The sequence below is a fragment of the Candidatus Pedobacter colombiensis genome, from assembly GCA_029202485.1.
Classification (GTDB): domain Bacteria; phylum Bacteroidota; class Bacteroidia; order Sphingobacteriales; family Sphingobacteriaceae; genus Pedobacter; species Pedobacter colombiensis.
On record CP119313.1, the window covers coordinates 1,196,268 to 1,219,860 of the forward strand.

The window sequence follows — 23,593 nt, forward strand, 5'->3', positions numbered from 1 at the left end:
GCAAATTATTTGCTTAGCAACCAAGATGAGTTGTTCCTCTGTTGAGCTGGTAAGAATATTCTCGGCACATTATTGTGATTATAGAAATTTTCATACATTTATTTAAATGGTTAACCGCACCTCATGATAAATGCTTTTACAATTAACGCTGGCCTAGTGGCGATGCCTGAGCTGGATCATGGTCAGTTTATGCAAGTTGGTTACAAGAGCGATTTTTTCATCAGCAGTAAAGATGAATTCCTGACCTTATCAGAGGGTGACCCTTTGGTTATTATCAAACCTGAAGTAAATGGACTAAGGTTCGTGAATACCGCCTTGGTGGAAAAGGCAGGGAAGCGAGAGGTAATACTCCCTAGCAAAGAGGAAATTTCTAAAAGTAGAAAAAATGGTAATCCACCACCCAAGCCATCCTATAACCATTATTTCAAATACGTTGTAGAGGACCAACTACGAGAGAACAACTCCGTCAACGATCTTGAATACAGTTTAGAATCTGTTGATAATTTCGGTAACCCGGCCACCCACTTTCAGCGTCAGTATCGCAAGATCCCAAATGACGATTATGAAACGATCATCAATGGCTGGATCTACGCTACTAGAACAGTCTTCGGGAAGCTGATCAATTCCATCCCGCGTCAGAACAAACTCGAATTCATGCTGCAATCCATGGACAGGTTTTCTACCATTGATTTCAAGGAAGTGCCTATTCTCGATGGGCTTGATTTTTTATACGAATTTATAGAGACCAGAATTATTAGTCGGGGCAAATTGCTTGTTGCCACTTCTAAGCTAATTAAATCAAAGTTAAACGACCTTGTTGACGAAACGGAAATAGGCTTCATAAATCCGGAAACTGAGGTTAGCAACCGCCTCCTACCACAGGCAGAGATTTTTGAACAGCTTCTGGAATTGGAAAAAAAGGTAAGTCTGAAGGCATATCTTAAGGAAAGTGTTGCCAAAAATAAAAAGCTGGAAGAACGTTTTGAAAAAAAGTTTGCTCGAAAAACCTGGCCAATCGATCTGCGCATATGAAAGATTTGCTAGACCATATAAACCAATATGCCGATCTGCTAAGTCAGGGGGCAGTTTGGCAGGATTCTAAGGAAATTCTTGCTCCGGTACTTGGAGATAGAATGTCCGATAAGGCTGAAGACAATTATATATATGAATTCTATTGCTATGTATGCTTGATCGTTGACCTAAGAGATAGTTACGACATTAGGTTTGTAGAAGGTACTGGAAATTTTAAATACAAATTTCCCCAGGCGGCCGCATTGAAAAAAGGTAAACCAAGGTTTCACGCTTTCAAAGAAGATGAAATGGCTTTTCAGATTTGCGCAGGCACGAAAATCAGCTGTGCTTATCCTTCGGAGAATAACCATCCTGATATCTCATTCCAGAGGCCTGAAGCTTCGGACGACCCTCAAGATTCAGACCTGATCATCATCATGGACGCAAAATTCAAAGAGGGAAAAAATGCTGTATTACCTAAAGACGAAGTATATAAATTCGCTTTCATATTGTCCTTATATAATCTAAAATCGCTGCCTGGAATTAAGATACATTTCAAAAAGCTACATGAATTTTATGGGAACTGTTTACTAACTAACGCAAGATCATATTCCGCCGCGGGTGAGGTTAAGATGCTGCAGTTTGCAAATGCTAAGGAAATAGAAAAATTTTTCCCTTATAGCATTTATAACGTAATCGGTTAAACCTATTTCATGTGAATACAGTTGCAGCTATACGAAGACCAGCGGTCTTATCCGTCTATAATCTTTACAGTTGGTCTGATAGGTTTGATTGTTTATCAATTTATTTGAGACAAATTATTAAAACAAGGATAGTACATTTATTTTTGTTTTATATAGACACTAGGTTTCATTATTTTTGCAATTTAGTGTGTTGAATTAATAGCACTCTATAATGAACAAGATATTAAAATGGACATTGGTTGCTTTTGGCATTTCTATTCTAATCGCTATCATATGGTTTGTATCTCTTATTTCTGCCTTCGGATTTTTTGATAAAGTGTATTCTACTGATGATCTGAAAGCCAGTTTCGAAGATAAGAAGGTTGAGGTTTATGAATTAAAGCATTATTTTAATAAGATTGTGCCTAAAAACCGCTTTGTAGAAATTGAATTTTCCGGTGATAAGCAATTGTTTCGTTTTGGTATTAAAGCCCTTGACTCCACTGCAGGAGATATCACTAGCCCTATGTTTCTGGAATGGGATTTGTCAACGCAGACTGCGAAAATGGATAGTTTAATAAAACCTATGGGATGGAGTAGAGCAACTCTCGTTGAATTAAAAGAAAAGCTCGATAATGCAAACTGCATTCAGATTGAAAGTGGGGAACCAACCAAAATCGGTTTTAAAAGAAGTGGAATGGGTATGTATTTCTTTAATGTCTTTGAAAGTCCAATGTCCGATAGCTTGAGGAACTACTATAATGAAAGTTGTACACATATCTACATAGAACCTAAATTAGCTTTGGAATATGCTGGTGGTGCTATAGGTCCGCAGTGTTTCGGTGAGAAAATAAGAAATACAATAAAGTAAGATCTATGGAGAATAAACCTAAGCTCATCATTTACGAAGAGCAAATATTTAATGTGGGCGAGGATACTTTTATTGAAAGCACAGCTGAAAATGATAATGCAGTGGTGTTTGAAGATAATGGTGAAACCGGATATTTCTATGCGCTTGATAGAAGCAATATTGATTTGAAAATGTTAGATGGAGTTCATATTTATAACGTTGCAAATGTTACGGATAGAGATAAGCCATCCACTGTAAAAATATTATGGACTGTAGACTTGACCAAGGCTTTCCTGTCTATAAATAATTATTATCACGCTGTGTTTGATTTCCAAAATCATGCAGGCTATTGTAGAAATGGCTTCCCTGAAACAAATAGCTCCTGGAACAAGGTTAAAGAAAGAAAACTTACAGATTTGTTAATTCTTGAGTTATCAGGATCACAAAATGCATTAAATCACTAATTGACTTTGGTCAGATAGGGAAGTTTGGAGTAGGTTCACCTAAAGTAATATTCATTCTGTCCTGCTCTCAAGAACACTAAATTTGCTAATAACCTTAAATCATGCAGAAATAGATTCCAGATAAGTACAAGGAAGACGACTTCGCAGGACTTAAATTCGTCAGATACTTAATAAGTTCCATATCATTGTGTTGCCCTTAATATTACTTTACTAAATGAATCTAAGGCTGCTATTCTCTTTAAATCTTCTAAAAAATCTCTCGATAAAAATAAGTCTCGGAACACATCAAGGGAAAGGTCTTTCTAAAAGATTTTTCCCTTTTTTATTTCCTTCTAATTTGTTGGTAATATCTCTGAATTTTCTCTGGCAAAGAAAAAGAATAGGGAACTTATTATTTTTATAGAAACGGCTTTTAACCAATCCTGGCTGATATAGTTTTCTTTAGCTGGAATTATCAATAAAAGCCCGCTGAATTCCAACGGGCTTAGCAGTCTCTATTATTTACTCAAATTTAATCTTAAGTTCAGCTCAAAACTGCCATTGGTGTAGGCGCTTAGCGCTGAGGTTTGTGTGGTATAGGTTCCACTGATCAGGTATTTCTTTTTATAATCCATACCCAGACCAAAAGTTGTATTTTCTGTACTGTGGTACATAGCCAGTAGGTAAACCTGTCTGTTTGCAATGCCCATTTGTGCACCAGCATCCCATATGTTATCAAAACCTTTCACACCACGGTAAGTTACTTTAGGTTCTATGTCCATACCCTCTGTTCCTTCACTGATGCCAATCTTGTAGCTTACAGCAGTATAAAATGTAGCTACATCAGCCAGTTTGATCACATCCTTTTTTAGAACACTCTTCAGATTGGGTACAGACGCCTGTATGTTCAGCTTATCTGAAGTATAGGCTATTCCGAAATCACCATCCAGATAAGTTTTACGGTCGTTATATAGCCCAACCGTCGGATCATTTGGATTGCCAAAGATATCGGCATTTTCCAGGCGCTGGCTCATGAAGCCCAGCGATACCCCGAAATGCAGTTGATGCCCATTTTCATTTAGGGGCAGGTGATAGGCATAGCTACCTACTACGCGGGTTTGTCTTTGCAAACCCGCACTTTCATTATTGATGGTTAAACCGATCCCCACTTTTTTGAAACCGTAATCGGCAGTCAGGTTCTGAGTTAAAGGTGATCCGGGTACATTGCTCCATAGCTTGCGATAAGCACCATTGAGTTTTAATCCTTCGGCCGCTCCTGCCAGGGCAGGATTGATCAGGTATTGATTGGTATAATACTGAGCCGATAGCGGGTTAAGCTGCGCCTGTACCGATGTTCCTGTGCTGACTGCAAAAACAATTGTGGCCAGGGTTTTATATAGTGTTTTCATGTATATTTCGTCAGTTTTTTAACGTGTCTGTTCTTTTCTTACAATGGTAATGAAGCCTTTAACACTTGGTTTGTTGGTTCCGAAATCAATCACATAGTAATAAGTACCTTCAGCTAATGGCAAGCCATTCAGGGTAGCATCCCAGCTATTGTCGTAGCCTTTTTTGCCATAAATGAAACGACCGCTTTTGTCAAAGATCTTCACCTCATTGTTAGGATAAAAATCAATGTTGTCAATCACCCATTTATCATTTATGCCATCGCCGTCAGGAGACATGATATTGGTAGCTTTGATTTTTACGTAATCCTCCAACACAGTTAAAGTAAGGGTTTTTGTTTCCGAGCATCCGCTGGCGTTGGTCACTGTTACCGTATAGGTCGTAGTTTCTCGTGGTCTTACCTCAACCATCGCAGCGTTTAGCCCGCTAATGATACTGCTGTTGGCTCCCCATGTGTAGCTTGTTCCACCTGTAGCGGCTAATAACACTCTTTCTCCCTTACTGATCTGGATACCTTTATCACTGTTGATAGAAATAACAGGTAAGGCATTCACGGTAATGATAAAGGTTCTGCTATAAGTATCTATACCTCCATTGGCTGTACCACCGTTATCTTTCACCGTTACTGTTACCGTTGCAGTTCCCGCAAGCATACCAGCTTTTAAACGATAGTTAACGGTACCGGTAGAACCTGTGCCTGTTACTATTAGACTTTCAAACAATCCGGCATTGTTGCTGCTCACACTTAAAGTTGTAGTTTGTGTTGTTTCAGGACCAGGTGAAATGCCACTCAAGGCTACGGTTTGTCCGGTTGTAGTGAAACAAATTGTCTGATTGGCGATAGCGGACAGGGTAGGGGGCTCATTCACGTCAGTCAGGTCGATGGTAAATGTTTTCTCCAAACTCAGACCATATTGTGTGGTGCTTTTCACACGTACACTATAAACCGGCTTGGTTTCGTAATCAAGGACGGCCGAGGTGTTGATCTTGTTGCCACTGATAGCAAATGATGTATTGTCGGTATCACCTGCACCTGCAACCAGGGTATAGGTAAAGGTTGCGGATGGATCATCCGAAGTACTGCTTAAAGTACCTGCATTGGTACCTGCAGGGCTGTTCTCGTAAAGTGTTACGCCAGCAAGGGTAATACTTGTTGGTGCGCCGCCTTTGATTTTCAGGTTACCTGCTACATAACTGATGGCATAGTTGGCCGAGGCCGCCCCGCTAGCTGTAATTGGGTAATCGCCCATCGGACTTGTAATTGTAGCCGTAGTACTCAATGAAGGCTGAGTGCTCAGTATGGTACTGGTCTCGCCATTTACAAAGCCACTGTAGCTAGCTGTTAAAGCAGGGTTAGCAGTACCTGTATATTTCTCCTTATTATCAGCAGTAATTGTTAGCGCTTTAGGCAATATAGTTCCGTTAGTGCTGAAGCTGTTTAAGGTATAGTTTGCGATGTCTGCACCTGTTAAGCTAAGACCTGTAATGCTGATGGCTTTGTTGATGCCTGCGTTTTTATCAGCATAAGTAGCCGTGGTATAGCCGATGCTCACATCTTCGGTATTTATCAGACCTGTTGGCGTATTAAAGTTAACAGTTGCTGTACTGTTGCCATCATAAGTTTTACTTACCGTAGCCGCAGTTGCGGTCAGTGTTTTGCTTAGGATGGTACCATTAACCGTAGCATTAACGGTAGTCAGGGTATAATAATCCTTTTCCGATCCTGTAAGTATAAAGTTGCCGGCAGTAATTGTTTTACCGGTTCCTGAGTTCTTGTTGTTGTATGTTGCTGTTCCTGAAACATTAACTACATCTGTACCTAGTAATCCATTAAGGGTATAATTGGCCGCAGATAGGGTTGCCGAAGTATTGCCATCGTAAGTTTTGCTAATCGCTGGTGTACTGTTCAGACTAACGGTAATGTTTTTCGGTAAAACAGTGAGGGTTGCAGTAGCAGTCGCTCCCGTATAATTACCAGTTGCAAGCTGTGTAGCTGTGATGGTAGCCGTACCCGGCTTAAGTGCCGTAATTACATTTCCGCTGATACTGGCCACAGCCGTGTTGCTGCTGCTGTAGCTGATGGCGGCAGTGCTATTGCTCACCGGAGCCGTTAAGGTGAGCGTTGAACCATAATTCTGGTCAGCAATGCTAAATCCACTGATGACTGCTTGTTCAAGAACTGTAACAGATTTTGTGGTCGAACATCCGTTTGCGTCTGTAATTGTGCAGGTGTATGTACCTTTGCCCAATCCTGTTGCGGTAGCTGCACTACCGCCTGCTGGCGACCATGTATAGCTGTAAGGGCTGTTTCCACCCGCGGCAACTACGGTTGCTGAACCATCACTTCCGTTTGCGCCCGCATTTACCGAAGTAATGGTAGCTGTTAACACAACAGGTTGTGTAACGGTCACCGTTTTTGTAATGAAACAAGCATTGGCGTCGGTAATGGTACAGGTATAAGTACCTGCTGCTAAACCAGTGGCTGTTGCAGCCGTTCCACCTGAAGGAGCCCATGCGTAAGTATAAGGTGCGGTACCTCCGGAAGTAGTAATTGTAGCTGTTCCATTTGATCCGCCGTTGCAGAAAACACCAGTGGAAGAAGTGGTTGCTGTTAGCGCAGATGATGGTTGCGTAATGGTATATGATTTTGTTATCGTACAGTTTTTTGCGTCAGTAACTGTACAACTATAAGTACCGGCTGCAAGTCCCGTAATCATTGCAGTTGTACCTCCGTTAGACCATAAATATGTATAAGGAGTTGTGCCACCAGATGGATTGATCAAGATAATACCTGTAGCACTGCCGTTGCACGCTACATCTGTTTTAGCAGCAGAGGCAATTAAAGCCGATGGCTGCGTAACTGTCACAGTTTTCGCAACGGAACAGTTATTGGCGTCGGTAATGGTACAGGTATAATCACCTGGTGTTAGCCCATTGGCTGTTGCCGCAGTACCACCCGAAGGCGCCCATACGTAAGTATAAGGTCCTGTACCACCGGAAGCGGTAACAGAAGCGGAACCTGTAGCAGTACCGTTACAGAGGACGTTTGTTGAAGTTATAGTAGCGGTTATAGGATCTGGTTGTGTAACTATTACCTCTTTTGTAATGGAACAGACATTGGCGTCGGTGATGGTACAGGTATAAGTTCTCGCTATTAAGCCTGAGGCTGTTGCAGCCGTTCCACCCGAAGGAGTCCATGCATAAGAATAAGGTCCTGTACCACCGGAAGCGGTAACAGAAGCGGAACCTGTAGCAGTACCGTTACACCGGACATTTGTTGAAGTTGTAGTAGCGGTTATAGGATCTGGTTGAGTAACTTCAACTGTTTTGCTTATCCTACAAGCATAGTTATCGGTAATAGTACAAGTATAGGTACCGGCAACTAAACCGGTAACGGTAGAGCCTGTACCTCCTGAAGGAGCCCATGAATAGGAATAAGGTGGTGTACCTCCTGAAACATTAACTATAGCTGCTCCATTCGACCCACCGTTACAGGAAACATTTGTAGGATAAGTTGTAGCCGTTAAAGCCGTTGGTTGTGTAATCGTGAAATTTCTGGTAATGAAACAGTTATTGGCATCGGTGATGGTACAGATATAAGGACCTACGCTTAAACCAGAGGCGGTAGCAGCTGTACCACCCGAAGGGGCCCATGAATAGGAATAAGGTGCTGTACCACCAGAAGGCACCACAGTAGCGGAACCGTTAGCGGCTCCATTACAACTGACATTGGTTTTTGCCGTAACGGCAGCCAGAGCGCTTAGCGGTTGTGTGGGTTTCAGGCTCTTTGTAATGGTAGTGCCTTCATCGTCTGTAATTGTACAAGTATACGTAATGGCCGAAAGCCCCAACGCTATTGGATTTGTACCTCCTGATGGTGACCAGGAATAAGTATAAGGAGATACTCCCCCGGATACCGTCGCTTTAGCAGAACCATTATTACCTCCATTGCAGGAAACGTTGGTTATTGATGTCGTAGCTGATAAAGATGCGCCAGTGGTAAATGTCAGGTTGGTTCCATAGCTGGTTCCGATACCGTTAATTGCATAAGCTCTGAAATTAATAAGGGTTCCCGGAGGAAGTGAACTGGCAAGGGTGCTAAAGGAGCCTGTACCAGATCCGATAGTGATTTTATTGTCAGCAGTAGTAGGATTGGCAGTTACTGACCATACTATGCCACGCTCGGTAACAGCTGAGCCACCATCGTCAGTAACATCACCACCTAAAGTAGCTTTCACGGCACCAATAGTTGTCGCCGCAGAACTTGTCACTGTTGGCGCAGTGGCCGCAACGGTGCCGTTAACATTCGAAGTTGTGTAATTAGCAGGTAAAATGCGCGTTTCACAGCCAATAAATGCAATGTCCCCTGCGGCAAGTGTTAGGGCTTTTGTTTGTTTAAAAGCAAACAGTAAAAGCACTAAAATGATTATGCCACTCTTAAATAGATGGTTAAAATAGAGTAGTTTTTTTTTCATAAATTGGATTATTTTAGCAGTTTGTTTATTGTTAAATTAATAAATTTTAATCCTAAAATTTTTATATAAATTATCTATATGTTATGGTTTGTTTGTTGAAATTTGTTCAAAAGTAATTTTTAGGTTTATATATAAACCTGTAGTTAGCAGTTAAGTAGTCCAATCATATAATCGTAGACAACTTTTTTTATACTACTGGTTTCTTTATCCGATATTTTTACTCCTCTATGCCACCTACAATATTTCATAAAAAAGCTGATCCCAAACATTTACAGTTTGTGTTTGAATGTCTGGATCATTTTCATCCCCTGAGTTCGGATCTCAAAGCTGAGTTCACTGCGCGCTGCTTTGAAGTTGAAGTCAGAAAAGACGAGTATTTGTTAAGGAAGGGGAGTCATAGCTATTACATTTATTTCATTATTGAGGGAATCCTTACCGGTCGTGCCGGGACTAATACTTGTGAAATTACAAGCTTCATTTCTGTTAAAGGAGAGTTTGTTTCGGCAATTGAAGGACTCTATGGAAGTGCTTCGGCAACAGAAGACATCAAAGCTGAAGAGGATGCAATATTATTGGGTTTGCATGTAGTTGATGTCGAGTGTTTTACTTCCAGATATCCGGAAATGAACATTATCATGAAAAAAGTGATGCAACTTTATTATCAAATGGCACATCATCGCTCTATTTTCTTCAGGATTGGAACGGCGACAGATAAATATGCCTTTTTTTTAAGCGCCTATCCACATCATGCTGAGCTGATTCGCCTGGATGTGGCAGCTTCTTTTTTGAACATAAAAATTGATACACTAAAGAAGATTGTGAATTTGAACAGTAAAAAGGAGGATACACTAACTTTAACCAAAAAGGAAGTTGAAAGTTACATGGAATCAGAAAAACCATTCAGACAAAAAAAACTGATGTTGACACAGTTAGCGGCTAAATTAAATATGAATTCCCATCAGCTTTCTCATCTGCTGAATGTCTATTTTAATCAAAATTTCAATGAGTTTATCAATACCCATAGAATGAAATATGTGCTTGAGCAGTTAGCTGTTAATGGGAGTTTAGTGCAGTATAGTTTAGATGGCCTGGGTTTTGAAGCGGGTTTTTCTTCCAGAAGTTCTTTTTTCAGTCAATTTAAAAAACATACTGGTTTGGCTCCATATAGGTATTTAAAATTAAAAGACTGAACTCCCATTGACAGTTACGTTTGTCAGTTTGAAATTCTTTATCACAGATGTATCTATTTTCGGATCTTTAGCAGTTATATTCAGATTTTTAAATGTGAAATCTGATAGGGTATACTTAAAGCCATTCACCTGATCACCATTATTTGGCAGCCCTACATTAAAAAAATTAGTACAGTCTAATGTAATATTACGCATGGTTATGTTTCTGCAGTAAGACATTCTTAAGTCCTTCTCGCCCTTAAGGTCAAAGAACTGCGTCCATGGGCGGATGTATATAAAATTCTCTATGTTACTACCTTTGATATCTTCTACTAGTACATACTCGTAAGTCTGGGGTGTGTCACCGCGCATTTTAAGCCAAAGTAGGCGCTCTGCGTTTTGTATGTTGATACGGCGCAGGATGATATTGTGGTTATAGATAGACTCACTTCCCAGGGTTAATGCTCCATGACAGAATCCGTAAGTACAGTCTTCGATGATTACATTGGCGTTGCCACCGTTATTTTCATCTTTATCGGCAAGCGGGCCTTTGCCACCTTTGAGTGCTACAGCGTCATCATTTACAGACATATAGCAATTTTTAATAAGGAAATTTTTGCAGGCATCTATATCCACAGCATCGGAACTCGGAGCTTTGATAGGATCTTTGGGAGAATAGATGTGTAGGTCGAGTAGTTTTACATATTTACACTTGTAAAAGTGACTTGTCCAGAAAGGCGAGTTTATTAATTTTACACCCGAAACCTGAATGTTTTTGCTGTTTGAGATATATAGAAGTCTAGGCCTCATTTCATCCATATTGGTACATTTTGGATTGAACTCCCGCCTTAGCCAAAAGGCTTTCCAGTACTTCAGCCCGTTACCATCTATAATTCCTTTACCCGAAATTGTGAATCCATCCAATCCGTCAGCGTTTATCAGAGCAGCGAAATATTTTAATGTCTGCCCCTCTATACGTGTCATCAGAAGAGGGAAATTACTGATGTCATCGCTACCTTTTAGTTTGGCACCTTCTTCAAGATATAGGTGGGTACCCTTTTTGAAAAATAGTGATCCGCTAAGAAAAGTCCCTTTGGGAATGACCACCACACCGCCACCATTTTCATTAGCTTTGTCAATCACCGCCTGTATTTTTTTCGTCTGAACGATGGTACTGTCATTTGTAAGGTCATAGTCTGTAATACGATATTGCTTACCCAGTTTAGTTATATCGGTAGGTTTGTTTTGCCTAAACCAATCCGGTATTTGTGTGCCGTCTGGGAATACTTCTTGAGCAAAAGTATTTAAGGTTACTAGGATGGAAAATATGAGTAGTATCGTTGGTTTATTTTTTCGTATGGTCATAATTTAGTGTGGTTTAATGGTATCGTTCACGGCTAGTAAATATAATTATTTTATTGAATGCTGTTTTGATAAACAAACAGCAATTGTTAGTGAGTAAATAATAACCATTGGCAATCCTGCCAATCTGTAAACATATGAAAGAGTAATCCAACAGCAATTATCCGTGTTTTAGGAAATAGCAATAATATAAAATAACCAGCAATTGCATAATAGGAGTGAAGAGGATGATAACCAATACTGCATCTTTCCGGATCAAAAATTGGTGTAGCTAACAAGTGGTCAACATCAACCAGCATTGTAGCAAGCATGATAAGCCATGCTTGTTTCCATTTATCTCTAAAAAAAACATATGCAATTAAGCCAGGAGCTAAAAAGTGCAGGCTATAGTGAACTACTGGTTTCAGTATTGCTAATGTATCGGGGTTCATATTTTGGTAAATCTAAAGATTAAAAACATATTAGCAGGGTGTAAGCCACACCCTGCTATTCAAATTGCTATTAGTTTTTGAACCTAATACATTAATTTTTGAACTTTATTTTGGTGGTTTGAGCCTACGTTTGTTTTGTTAAAGTAATCGCGGTTGCACTTCCGGGTTCTTTACCCTAACCAATTATAAACAAAAACTACTCAAAGTATGAAAAAAACAATCTTGACATTGGCTATAGCCTGTCTTTTCGTTGCAAGTTGTAGTAAAAATGGAGCATCTTCAACTGTGGAAATGCCTACGCCGGCAACTGTCGAAATACCTAAATCAGCCGAGATTGCATCGGTAACAATACCAATCATTCCTTCAATTACCTTTGATATAACAAGTTATGGGGCAAGTACAAGCTCGCCGAATAATACCACGTCAATTCTATCTGCAATCAGTGCAGCATCTAGCGCTGGCGGGGGTACAGTTGTGGTACCTTCCGGAACATTTTTGTGCGGGCCCATTAAGTTAAAAAATAATGTAGGTTTACAATTATCGAGTGGCGCAGTGCTAAAAGCATTAGCCTATTCAGATTATCCAGGTTCGGGTAGTACGGCTGATGTAGCCTCATTTATTGATTTTACAGGATTAACTAACGTTAAAATTAGTGGTTCAGGGACTTTAGAGGGGCAGGGCGCTGCCTGGTGGAGTGCATATAATACCTCAAAGGCAGCTGGTGCAGCAATTGCACGGCCTGCTATGATTGGTTTTACCAGCGCTACCACTGTTGAGATTTCAGGAATTACAATTCAAAATGCACCTAATAGTCATATTGGTGTAGGAAAGAAAAATAATAGTGTTACTATTTCCGGAGTTACGATCAATTCACCTTCTACATCTCCCAACACTGATGGGATTGACACCTGGTCGCCAAATATTAATATCACCAATTGTAATATCAGTTGTGGTGATGATAACATTGCAATGAATAATAATAGTACCTATGTGACCATCTCCGGTTGTACTTTTGGTGCAGGACACGGTTTATCAATTGGCAGTTATGCAGCCGATATAGATCATATAACAGTGGATAATTGTACATTTAATGGTACTTCTAATGGAGTGCATATCAAATCTAATCGTACCAGAAGTGGGACAGTTCAATATTTGACCTATTCAAATCTAACGATGACAAACGTGCCCAATCCAATTAATCTTTGTGAGTACTACCCTGACAACACTATCCCATCAAGTGCATCAGGCGATACTGCTCAACCAGTAACCAGTACCACACCGGTATGGAAGCACATTACTTTCAAAAATATTACAGCAACGGGCGCAACTAAGGCCGGTATTTTATGGGCTGTTCCGGAAAAGCCGATGGGTGATCTTATTTTTGATAATGTTAAAATTACAGCGAGCACAGGCTTAACTGCAAACTATATCAATGGCGCATCTTTTATCAATGGATCTAAAATAACTGTGTCTAGTGGAAATGCATTTACCAGCACATATGGTTCTTCCAATATTACAGGTATTAATTTAACTACCGGTGCAGCTCAATAATTCTTTTTTGCAATAAGATATTAATGGCATCTTATTTGTCTTCTAAAGCCTGGAATCTGTCGATTCCGGGCTTTGGTTATTTTGGTAGATCTGTTTTGCTAGAAGTAATTAAAACAACTACAGTTTTAATCCAGATTGTTCTTTTAATTTATACAATAGAATCCCATTATGTACCAGAATTTATGAAAATTCTTTCCCTGTTTTGTGTTTCATTTCTATTTTTATTTGTTCCGTTAATGAGTTCGGCACAGTCAAAAACGACGACTTTGAAACCGGGCGACAATATAAAGAACACTACATTAGAGACAAAGGTTGCCGGGCAGGTACTTGATGCAGCATCAAAGCTGCCTCTTGCTGATATTACTGTCGAATTTATTGGCAACTCCAATGCAACCCAAACGGATGATCAGGGAAAATTTGTTTTAAGTACATCAGTTGCCTGTTCACAAATAAAGTTCTCTCATGTAGATTATAAAACCATAATTATAGCCATTAAGCCAGGGCAGTCGCAAATACGCAATGTATTTATGGAAGAAAGCAAAACGCAGTTACAGGAAGTAATGGTCAATGCCGGCAAAAAAAAACGTTACCACAATAAAGACAATCCTGCTGTAACATTAATTGAAGAGGTAATTGCGCATAAAGAAAGCAATAGAATGTTAAATGCGGATTATTTACAATATGATCAGTACGAGCGGATTGGTTTTTCGCTTTTTGATTTATCAAAGAAATTCTTGAATTCGCGTGTGTTCAATAAGTACAAGTTTCTTTTAGATACCAGCATGGTCATTGACGATTCTGTAAGGACCGCTTTACCGGTTTACATGGCCGAAAAATATTCGGAAGTCTATTCCCGCAGGGAACCGGCTAAAAAAATAAACATGCTTAAGGCACATAAAGAAGTAAACTACAGCGCATTTATTGATAACGATGCCCTGGATTTTTACCTGAACAGGTTGTATGGAACCCCGGATATCTACGCCAATAATATTTTTATACTAACAAATCAGTTTCTTAGCCCAATAGCAGACCATGCGCAGGATTTTTATAAATATTTTATTACAGATACGATAAAAAATGGCAATGAAAAATTAATTGAGATTAGCTTTACCCCCAGAAATCTGGGCGATCTTTTATTTGAAGGTAAACTATACATCACGATGGATGGCAGATATGCCGTAAAATCTGATCATCTTGAAATAAACAAGCACATCAATATTAATTTTGTCCGCAGAATGGATATTGACCAGGATTTTAAGCAGTATCCTGATGGGCGCTTTTACCTGGTAAAAAGCAATGTAAAGTCTGATTTTGGTCTGATGAAAGCGAAAGGCCTAAAGATCTTTGGAGATAGGACTGTTTTTTTTAGCAATTATAAACTTGAGTTGCCGAAACCTGCTGAATTTTATGAGGGAAAGAGTGAACAACAAGCTCCGGACCAGAAACAAGACAATCCCGATTTTTGGGCAACCCATCGTACAGATACCTTGCGCTTAGCACAGACACAAGTTTACCATCATTTGGATAGCCTCCAAAATATGCCATCATTCAAAAGAACCATATGGATGGCTAAATTTGTTTTGGCTTCTTATGCAGATTTGGGACCTGTAGAACTTGGCCCTAATGGAAGTTTTTATTCATTTAATCCCCTTGAAGGTAGTAGGGTTGCAATTGGTGGCAGAACAACCTCCTCGTTTAACCAACATATCTATTTGGAAGGCTATACCGCCTACGGATTTAAAGATGAAAAGCAAAAATTTGATATTGGGGTGATGTATTCATTTAACGGGATCTCCCCACAGGGATATCCTAACAATTATTTTAAGGTCAGTTATCAATATGATACAGATATACCCGGAGAAAATTTTTTAATTGATAAGTTCCAAAGTGTTTTGGGTTCTATTACGCGTGGAAGAAATGATTTTTGGCAGTATAATCGGATTTTTAAGATTAATTATATTAAAGACCTGGACAACCACTTGTCGTATAACCTGGGTTTTAAGCATTGGAATCAGCAGCCTGTACTTGGATTGATATTTCAGGCAGACCATCAGCCTCCAGTACACAGCCTGACCACCTCCGAACTTCAGCTGGACTTACGATATGCACCAAATGAGCAAATTTTCAGGGGAACAGAACGGCGACACACCATCCCAAACAAATATCCTATTTTTAGTATGGAGGCCAGCTATGGTATGAAAGGTGTATTGGATGGCTCTACCAATTACTTAAATCTAAGTGCCAATATCAGCAAACGTTTTTACCTGTCCCAATTGGGCTATACTGATATGACGCTTTTGGGAGGTACTGTATTGGGAAAGGTACCCTTTCCGTATTTAGCTATTTTACCAGCCAACCAGACTTATCTATACGATTGGGATGCTTATAACAACATGAACTTTCTGGAGTTTGTGAGTGATCATTATGTTGGTCTAAATGCAACACATGCCTTTGGGGGCTTCCTCTTGAATAAAGTACCGCTCATCAAACATTTAAAGCTGCGGGAGTTCCTGACCTTTAAGATCCTTTATGGCGGACTGAGAAATGAAAACAATCCGGTTTATCACAGTGAGCTGTATAAATTTCCGGTTGGACCTAACGGGACCGCATTAACCTTTCCTTTAGGCAGTGCGCCTTATATGGAGATAGGGGTAGGTATTGGAAATATTTTTAAGGTATTGCAGGTAGATCTGGTGCGCCGTTTGACTTATCTTGATCATAATGGTGTTACTCCTTTTGGCCTAAGATTTACGATTGCACCCGGTTTTTAAAATATTAGCTTTCTGTTATGCTCGTTGTTAGCATTTAAATGATGAATAAAAAATACATTTGTTAAAATGATAGATAGATTTTTAACTTTTATTGCTTCAAGGATTGCATTAACAGATACTGATATAGTACTTTGCAAAAAATATTTTGAACCGGTATTATTCCCTAAAAATAGGATTATTGAAGAGCAGGGCAAAACTCCGAAATATCTCTACTACATTGTCTCCGGATACTTACGCTTATTTCATTATAATGAAAACGGAGATGAAGTAACTACACATATTAACTGTCCTCCGGGATTCTTCACATCCTACTCCAACTTCATCAACCAGACAAAATCTGATGAAAATGTGGAATGTATTACCGAATGTGAACTGCTTCGTATTACTAAGGATGGACTGGATGAAATCACTTCTAAAAGTTCTTCAATAAAGGATTTCAGTATTTCTGTCTTTCAGCAATCTATTACTTACAACGAAAACAGATCAAGGGAATTAGCAACTTTATCCGCAGAACAACGGTATCGTAAACTGATGGAAGAACATCCGGATATTTTGCACAATGTGCCGGTTTCATACATTGCATCTTTCCTGGGGATGAAACCTGAAAGCCTGAGCCGCATACGCCGGAAAATGACCAGCTAATTTCCAAAGCCCTATTAACTAACAAAAGTCAAGTAGACTCGGATTCAGGCTGCTGAACTTTGTCGGATATTAAAAGAAAATATGATGACAAAAAATGGTTTAGCCTTGGTATCCGGAGCAAATGGACATTTGGGCAATAATTTAGTTCGCCTGCTAATCAAAAAAGGAATAGCCGTAAGGGCAACAGTAAGAAACATAAAGAACAAAGAACCTTTTGCAGGGTTGGATTGCGAAGTAGTTCAGGCAGATATTACGGACAAGGCTTCGTTTGTAAGGGCATTGCAAGGTGTAGAAACCTTTTATGCGGTGGGTGCATCATTCAAGCTTTGGGCAAAAGACCCAAAGAAAGAAATCTACGATGTCAATATTCTGGGTACGAGAAACACTATTGAAGCAGCAGCTGAAGCTGGCGTAAAACGCATTGTATATGTGAGTTCGATTGCGGCATTGGATTACACTAAATTGCCAACAAAAGAAAGTTATGGCTATAATCCGGATCGTAGGGATATGTACTATAATTCTAAAAATGATGGAGAAAAACTGGCATTTAGCCTGGCAAAGGAACTTGGAATAGAATTGGTATCGGTTATGCCGGCAGCAATGATTGGCAGTGAAGCCTTTCTGCCTTTAAATGTTTCTTACGGCATACTAAAACTAATATTAAATAAGGAAATTCCTGTAGATACGAAAATCACGTTGAACTGGATAGATGTAAAAGATGTAGCGCAAGGTTGTTATCTTGCAGCAATAAAGGGGCGAGACGGGGAACGTTATATTTTGGCTAATGAGCAATGTATGACCATCACCGATACTAATTTACTTGCCAGCAACCTTTATCCCGAACTGAAATTGAAAATGCCAGGAGCTGTTCCTAAACCTTTACTGTTCGCTATGGCGGGATTAATGGAACTTACAGCAAGATTAAGTGGAAAAGCCCCTGTGTTAACACGAAAGGATATTGCTATGTTCTCTGGTTTGCAGCAAAATTTCGATATTTCAAAGGCCCGAACCGAATTGGGCTTTAACCCGAAAAAGCCGGAACAGGCAGTTGAGGAAGCTCTAAAATATTTGGTTGAAAACAAGCAGTTACTGGGAAAATAAAAGACTTCACTTCGCGCTTTTCATAAATTAAAGATTAACTAATATCTCTGTTACAATAATCTCCCGGTTAATTTCAGGGAGGTTATTCGTTTAACAATATAAAACTGCTTCCTTTCCAAAAAATGATTTTTTTTAAAGATCCTAAGAGATTGATTTACTGGAACAGACCAATGTCATACTCAGACTGCAAGAATTTCTGTTTTCCACAATGCGGTTTAAAGAAGTGGTTCACCATTTCAAATAAAGCATTAACTTTACAGAAAAAGAAGTTCTTTATGTAGCACTAAAAATTGCAGCTAGTTGGGATATCGATAGTTGTAGGAAGTTTTATAAAATCAGGAACGTCAAGAGGAATAAATGATCTTGATAATATGAATAATAGACAAAAAAGCAGATGAAGGACTCAAAAAAGCTAACTAACATTTTTTTTTATATTTCTGCTGCTATTGGTGTTTTAATACTCCTTTACGAACTTTTCTCCCGTTTTATAAGTTTTAAATTATTTATTCATGGGATGATTGCTTATGCGCTGTTTTTTGTTTTGTTTTTAATGTCTAATCATTTTAAAATTATCAATCGTATATGGGTCAAAATATCAATACTTCTCTGGTTGATTTTAACGTCTTTTTTTTATTTTAGATACCTTTATAAGGTTGACTTATTCGTTTTGGTTGTTCCTTTGGGTTATAAAGGTAAGGTAGAACTGAAAATTAATAATTTACCTTCATCGACAAAGGTTAGACCATTGGATGGAGTTGTATTTTTCGAGATCAAAGAAAACGGAAAATTTAGTACGAGTTCAAATTTTGATGTAAGTTTTAATAGGATTGGAATATTAGAAAGATCAGGTGGATCATTTTTAGCTAACAGTAAGTTGCGCTTTATAAACAAAAATTCTGCGACAAAAAAAGATAGTTTGAATAGAATTTACACAATAATAGAAGGAGATATAATAGATAAATAGTCAATAAAATATAGCGACACTTGATGACGGTGCAAGGTTTTATGACCACCAATTGCAAATTGACATTTTGGGAATCCAATAATAATAAAACAATGATAGTATGAGGCTATTGATTATTCTTGCTTTTATTTTAACGCTTTTACAGTTCTCCTGTACAAGTCAGATGGATGCAAAAAGGGATGCTGAAGTGTATTGTAACTGTATGGAAAAAAATGGTTTTCCGGATCGACGCATATATGCTGCAACAATCTGCCATGCTGAAATGCTAAAAAGAAGCCGGTTTTACAGGGTGTTTTTTATTGACAAAAGAGATGAAGAACTATCAAAGAATTTGGCGAAGTCAACTTTAGATAGTGTGCAACTTTATATGCGAACATTTGTTCGTAATATTCCTATCTCAATGAGAGAATCTGCCGCTGAGGTTATTATGTCTACTATGGACATGAATTTGCGAACAGGGAAGGATATACACTTTCTAATGGATCAAGAGATGCTTTTGGATACTAATTTTTCTGAATCGAAAGATAGTGTGAAAATGAAAAATGGCTTGATTTACCAAGATGACTGGTTAACCGAATATTATTACAAGAATGGCAAAAAGAATGGGGTATTTAAGAACTACTTTAAAAGGAATCGGAGGTTGCATGTTTTGGGCTTTTATAAAGATGACGCACCTGTTGGAACTTGGTATTTTTTTAATCAAGATGGAGGACTTTATCTAATTGAGGATATTAAAGGACTTAATAAAAATAAGGAAGTAAGAAGATCGGATGGGGTAATGGTTAAACCGCCATTTATGTCATACCGTAAAGAATATGACCCAAAAACAGGAGAGATAAAAAGAGAAGGTCTTGCATTATTTTACAAAAATGTAGAAGATGGTTTTTACAGATATGGTTCTTGGAAGAAATATTAAAATACGGTCTTAGTTCAATTACGGGGCAAGGTTCTATGATCCGGTGATAGGGCGCTTCAACACAGTAGATCCAAAGGCAGAGCTCTACAGAATGGGATCGGTCTATTTATATGGGGCCAACAATCCAATGAGGTTTATAGACATAAATGGGCCGGGCGATCGGGTTAAGGCGGCGAGGAGTATGACGGGCAAATCCTATAAGCAGGAAAGTGGAACTAACAGGACTGCAAACACGCTAGATAGTTTTGATGGGAAATAAGGGCAAGTTAAGCACAGATAATGCAGAGCTGCTGCTCTATATCGATGGCAAATTACATTTCACTGTACTTGGCGGAATAAAATTGACGGGACTGGACAGGTTGAAGGTAATGCTGAAGATCGTAAAAATGGACAACAAGCAGAATGCCTATTGCCATAACCTAGATCTGTACAATGGCACCCAAACCGAACAGCTGATAGAAAAAGCTTCTGAAATGTTGGACATCACCACCAGTGAAAAGAGCCAAGTCATTAGCAGATTAACAACCGAGCTGGAAAACTACAGGTTAACGAAGCTAGAAGAGATGAAGCCCAAACAGCCAGGGTTCGCAAAGAAATGGTTTAGAGATAAACGACCAAAAAATTAATAATGATGGAAAATTTTAATGTTTCAGAAAAGTATAGGAAATATCTTATTGAACTGCAATTTGAAAGCTTGAATGTTTACACTGTGTGGGGGACAGATATGAAGGATGATGAAATCGATAAACTTTTGGTAAAAAAGGATAAGTTAATTGCGTATAAAAATATTGATGTTGTTACGAAATCGCTTAAAGAAGTAAGGCATCCATTTCTAGACAGTGAAAATTTTAATAATTGGGTAATTGAGGAGGGATTTCGTAAAGTTTATAATGTAAATGATTTTCGGTTGTTATCTAATTTTTCATTGCATATGTTAATTGATAGGTCAATTTATTTGGAAATTCTAAACTGTATTAATCTTGTACAAGATTTTTTTACTCAAATTGAAGACGGAGCTCTGGATTCGTTTTTTGAAACTCGATCTATAATAGACTTAAAGGATTTTATATACAATAATTATTTCTGGAAAAAGGAGGACACATCAATAAAATTCGAGGATTTGAATGGGCCTGTCGTAGTTCGCCAGGTAAAAGAGCTTTACAATGTGTTTTTTAAACACATTCAAATAATGTAATTTGAGGCGGCAAAGAGTTACAAGAAGCGCTGAGATAGTATGATTACGGTCCAAGGTTTTATGATCCGGCGATCGGAAGGTGGACTGTGGTTGATCCGTTGGCGGAGAAGATGGGGAGGCATTCTCCTTATAATTACGCTTTCAATAATCCTATTAGGTTTGTTGATCCAGATGAGATGGGACCACAACCTGCAATTGTTCTGGTCTTACCATTAATATGGGCAGCTTTTGAGGCTGTAGCTTGATATGTAACAGTAGAAGCCGTTGTTGGAACGGCAGTTGTAGGTACTGCGGTATATGTAGGTGTTAATGGTTATAATAAGTACTCAACGGGCCGAAATTATTCCGATTCTGTTCAGGCGGTTCAAGATGCGAAAAACGATTCAAGCCACCCATGAATGCCACATTGGGAAGCTGGCTTGTTAAAAAAGGATCCGAGTCAACCTGATGGAATTAATAGATCTGGAGGAAAAATAAATAAACCACAGATGCAGAATGGTACCAAAGGTAAATCTTATTATAACCCATAACTATAAAGAAGAAGATGAGTAATAGTCGATTAGATACTTTAATAAGGAAAAACAAAGGAAAGAAGCTTTTAGATAAATATATTAGTATGTTCCATTTAGCCGGCTTTGGCGATAATGAATTAAGGTATGTTGAGCTTAAAAAAGCTGATGAAGTAGTGGCTCGTGTTAAAGAAGTTTTTCAAGATATTAATCAAGAATTAGAAATCCTGTCAAGTGAAAGCACTTACCAGGATTCAAAATTATTAATGTCAATTCTTACAAATTTAAATAGCAGTTATTGTTATGTATTTTCAGATGATTTCTACCTATGTGGTATGTATCAGACGCATATTAAGGCTGCTGTAGAACATTGTTTGAACGTGGCTAAATTTGGATATAGTAATACATGTTTTATTTTGGATCAGGATTTTAGATATTCATGTACCATTAATTACTATATTGATGGTGAGCCTTCATTACAGAATAAGTTTGATATTCATCTAAAGTTAGCTTAGTCTCATTTGGCACTAATTTAGGTAAAGTGGCAAAGGGAATAGATCGTTTTATACATTGAGATAACGCGTAAAAATGGAAATGACTAAATATAATTCACTTGGCTTAGGCATGTTTAAGTATAATCAGGCCGGCTTATTTGTTTTTTCACTATTGATTTTGTGGGTTAATTATATGCTTAGGTCTTCATTGTTTTTTTGGATTCTTTTAATTATTATACTGATAATTATTAACTTGATTTGGTACTCTTTCAGCGATGTGAAATGGAATAAAGACCACTTTGTAATTGAAAAATTCTTAAAGAAAAAAGTAATAGTTTCTAATGAATTTATTAAAGTAGACAGGTTGTTCTTTAATGTTTTTGTAATAAAATTTATTAATGGTAAATTTTATTACATTGGTGATTTTAAATCTATTTTTGAAAACTCTTCTGATATAACAAATACTATTAAAGTATATATTCAATAAAGAGGCTGGTATAAGTATAACTAAATACATTTATCCAGCTAAAGCTTATATTGAAGGTTTATAACTTCATTATTGTTAGTCGAATTACATTTAATGAGGCAATTTATCTCTTAATAATCCATACACCCATGTACCGCCAACCGCGCTCAAAAGTGTGATAATAACAACTGTTGCGCCCGTGCCGATCTGTGCAAAAAGTGGTCCGGGACAAGCTCCTGTAATTGCCCAGCCAAAGCCAAAAATCAATCCACCATAAATTTGTCCCTTGTTGAACTTTTTTGGTGAAAAAGTAATAGGTTCACCATAAATGGTTTTAATATTGAACCTTTTGATCAACCAAACGGAAATTACGCCTACTACTACTGCACTACCAATGATGCCGTACATATGGAAGGATTGTAAACGGAACATTTCCTGTATGCGAAACCAGCTTACTACTTCAGCCTTTACGAATAAAATACCAAACAATAGGCCCACTATAAGGTATTTTATATTATTTGTTTTTATATTTTGTTGCATTTCATTTTAAATTTAAAGAGAAAGAATAATTGGTGAAATCAGGTTTGCCATAATAAAGCCGCCCGCCATAAAACATATAGTTGCAATTAACGAAGGCCATTGTAAAGTCGACAATCCCATTATAGAATGCCCGCTTGTGCAACCACCAGCGTAACGTGTACCAAAACCGACTAAAAAGCCACCTACAACCATCAGTATAAACCCCCTTAAGGTAAACAAAGATTGCCAATTCATAATATCCAGAGGCACCAGATTGTTGTAATTTGTAATGCCATACCCTGCAAGCTCCGAAGCTAATTTAGGATTAACTTCAATTGGATTGGGAGTCGCTAAAAAGTGAACAGCTATAGCCCCGCCCAATAGTATGCCGAATACAAAAAATAAATTCCAGACTTCTTTTTTCCAATCATATTTAAAGAACGGAATATTGGCAGGTATACAAGATGCACAAATATGTCTTAGTGATGAACTAATGCCAAAGGATTTGTTCCCAATGATTAAAAGTGCCGGAACGGTTAGTCCGACTAACGGACCTGCTACATACCAGGGCCACGGTTGTTTTATAAATTCTAACATTTTGTTCTTTTTTATTTTGAATGTTGCAAAATTGCAA

The 23,593-nt window shown here is 38.3% G+C and carries 20 protein-coding genes and 2 pseudogenes; 16 read left to right on the plus strand and 6 right to left on the minus strand.

The features are described 5' to 3' along the window. Positions 1–162 precede the first annotated feature (162 nt). From P0Y49_04865 to P0Y49_04880, 4 genes are all read left to right on the plus strand, one after another. A complete protein-coding gene (locus P0Y49_04865) occupies positions 163–1,032 on the plus strand; it encodes a hypothetical protein (protein WEK20468.1) in 870 nt (289 codons plus the stop codon). Beyond that, on the plus strand, positions 1,029–1,715 hold the full coding sequence (locus tag P0Y49_04870; GenBank protein ID WEK20469.1) for a hypothetical protein: 687 nt from the start codon (positions 1,029–1,031) through the stop codon (positions 1,713–1,715). The genes P0Y49_04865 and P0Y49_04870 overlap by 4 nt, the downstream gene beginning before the upstream one ends. Before the next feature lie 211 nt (positions 1,716–1,926). After that, a complete protein-coding gene (locus P0Y49_04875; GenBank protein ID WEK20470.1) occupies positions 1,927–2,565 on the plus strand; it encodes a hypothetical protein in 639 nt (212 codons plus the stop codon). A gap of 5 nt (positions 2,566–2,570) precedes the next feature. Beyond that, positions 2,571–3,008, plus strand: coding sequence for a DUF2251 domain-containing protein (locus P0Y49_04880; GenBank protein ID WEK20471.1), 438 nt, complete (start codon positions 2,571–2,573; stop codon positions 3,006–3,008). A 497-nt stretch (positions 3,009–3,505) separates the two neighbouring features. Here the strand turns inward: P0Y49_04880 and P0Y49_04885 are convergent, their stop codons facing one another. Further along, on the minus strand, positions 3,506–4,396 hold the full coding sequence (locus P0Y49_04885) for a PorP/SprF family type IX secretion system membrane protein (GenBank protein ID WEK20472.1): 891 nt from the start codon (positions 4,394–4,396) through the stop codon (positions 3,506–3,508). Between the two features lie 18 nt (positions 4,397–4,414). Further along, positions 4,415–8,869 carry a YDG domain-containing protein gene (locus P0Y49_04890; GenBank protein ID WEK20473.1) on the minus strand — a complete coding sequence of 1,485 codons (4,455 nt, stop codon included), beginning with the start codon at positions 8,867–8,869 and terminating at the stop codon, positions 4,415–4,417. Positions 8,870–9,096: 227 nt separating this feature from the next. Here P0Y49_04890 and P0Y49_04895 point away from each other — a divergent pair, with 227 nt between their 5' ends. Then, entirely contained in the window at positions 9,097–10,059 is a 963-nt protein-coding gene (locus P0Y49_04895; GenBank protein ID WEK20474.1) for a helix-turn-helix domain-containing protein, read from the plus strand. Here the strand turns inward: P0Y49_04895 and P0Y49_04900 are convergent. After that, entirely contained in the window at positions 10,048–11,403 is a 1,356-nt protein-coding gene (locus P0Y49_04900) for a glycosyl hydrolase family 28 protein (GenBank protein ID WEK20475.1), read from the minus strand. The two genes, P0Y49_04895 and P0Y49_04900, sit on opposite strands and share 12 nt — an antisense overlap. 86 nt (positions 11,404–11,489) lie before the next feature. Then, positions 11,490–11,831, minus strand: a complete 342-nt coding sequence (locus P0Y49_04905) for a DUF6122 family protein (protein ID WEK20476.1) — start codon at positions 11,829–11,831, stop codon at positions 11,490–11,492. A gap of 207 nt (positions 11,832–12,038) precedes the next feature. Here P0Y49_04905 and P0Y49_04910 point away from each other — a divergent pair, with 207 nt between their 5' ends. From P0Y49_04910 to P0Y49_04960, 11 genes and pseudogenes are all read left to right on the plus strand, one after another. After that, a complete protein-coding gene (locus tag P0Y49_04910; GenBank protein WEK20477.1) occupies positions 12,039–13,382 on the plus strand; it encodes a glycosyl hydrolase family 28 protein in 1,344 nt (447 codons plus the stop codon). Between the two features lie 23 nt (positions 13,383–13,405). Beyond that, positions 13,406–16,153 (plus strand): DUF5686 family protein, encoded by a 2,748-nt coding sequence (locus P0Y49_04915; protein WEK20478.1) that lies wholly within the window; start codon positions 13,406–13,408, stop codon positions 16,151–16,153. Between the two features lie 66 nt (positions 16,154–16,219). Next, a complete protein-coding gene (locus tag P0Y49_04920) occupies positions 16,220–16,795 on the plus strand; it encodes a Crp/Fnr family transcriptional regulator (GenBank protein ID WEK20479.1) in 576 nt (191 codons plus the stop codon). Positions 16,796–16,876: 81 nt separating this feature from the next. Further along, a complete protein-coding gene (locus P0Y49_04925) occupies positions 16,877–17,896 on the plus strand; it encodes an NAD-dependent epimerase/dehydratase family protein (GenBank protein WEK20480.1) in 1,020 nt (339 codons plus the stop codon). A 394-nt stretch (positions 17,897–18,290) separates the two neighbouring features. Further along, positions 18,291–18,860 carry a hypothetical protein gene (locus tag P0Y49_04930; GenBank protein ID WEK20481.1) on the plus strand — a complete coding sequence of 190 codons (570 nt, stop codon included), beginning with the start codon at positions 18,291–18,293 and terminating at the stop codon, positions 18,858–18,860. A 100-nt stretch (positions 18,861–18,960) separates the two neighbouring features. After that, positions 18,961–19,776: a hypothetical protein gene (locus P0Y49_04935; protein WEK20482.1), complete on the plus strand. Its 816-nt coding sequence runs from the start codon at positions 18,961–18,963 to the stop codon at positions 19,774–19,776. 31 nt (positions 19,777–19,807) lie between these two features. Further along, a pseudogene (locus P0Y49_04940) lies at positions 19,808–20,035 on the plus strand (RHS repeat-associated core domain-containing protein). Then, positions 20,025–20,402, plus strand: a complete 378-nt coding sequence (locus tag P0Y49_04945) for a hypothetical protein (protein WEK20483.1) — start codon at positions 20,025–20,027, stop codon at positions 20,400–20,402. Before P0Y49_04940 ends, P0Y49_04945 begins: the two are co-directional and overlap by 11 nt. 2 nt (positions 20,403–20,404) lie before the next feature. Continuing rightward, positions 20,405–20,971, plus strand: coding sequence for a hypothetical protein (locus P0Y49_04950; protein WEK20484.1), 567 nt, complete (start codon positions 20,405–20,407; stop codon positions 20,969–20,971). Between the two features lie 56 nt (positions 20,972–21,027). Then, a pseudogene (locus tag P0Y49_04955) lies at positions 21,028–21,216 on the plus strand (hypothetical protein). A 299-nt stretch (positions 21,217–21,515) separates the two neighbouring features. Beyond that, on the plus strand, positions 21,516–21,995 hold the full coding sequence (locus P0Y49_04960; protein WEK20485.1) for a hypothetical protein: 480 nt from the start codon (positions 21,516–21,518) through the stop codon (positions 21,993–21,995). A 556-nt stretch (positions 21,996–22,551) separates the two neighbouring features. On the opposite strand, the gene P0Y49_04965 is transcribed toward P0Y49_04960, so the two are convergent. Together P0Y49_04965 and P0Y49_04970 are read right to left on the minus strand one after the other, a co-directional pair. Then, positions 22,552–22,980, minus strand: a complete 429-nt coding sequence (locus tag P0Y49_04965; GenBank protein WEK20486.1) for a YeeE/YedE thiosulfate transporter family protein — start codon at positions 22,978–22,980, stop codon at positions 22,552–22,554. Between the two features lie 12 nt (positions 22,981–22,992). Further along, on the minus strand, positions 22,993–23,556 hold the full coding sequence (locus P0Y49_04970; GenBank protein ID WEK20487.1) for a YeeE/YedE thiosulfate transporter family protein: 564 nt from the start codon (positions 23,554–23,556) through the stop codon (positions 22,993–22,995). Positions 23,557–23,593 lie beyond the last annotated feature (37 nt).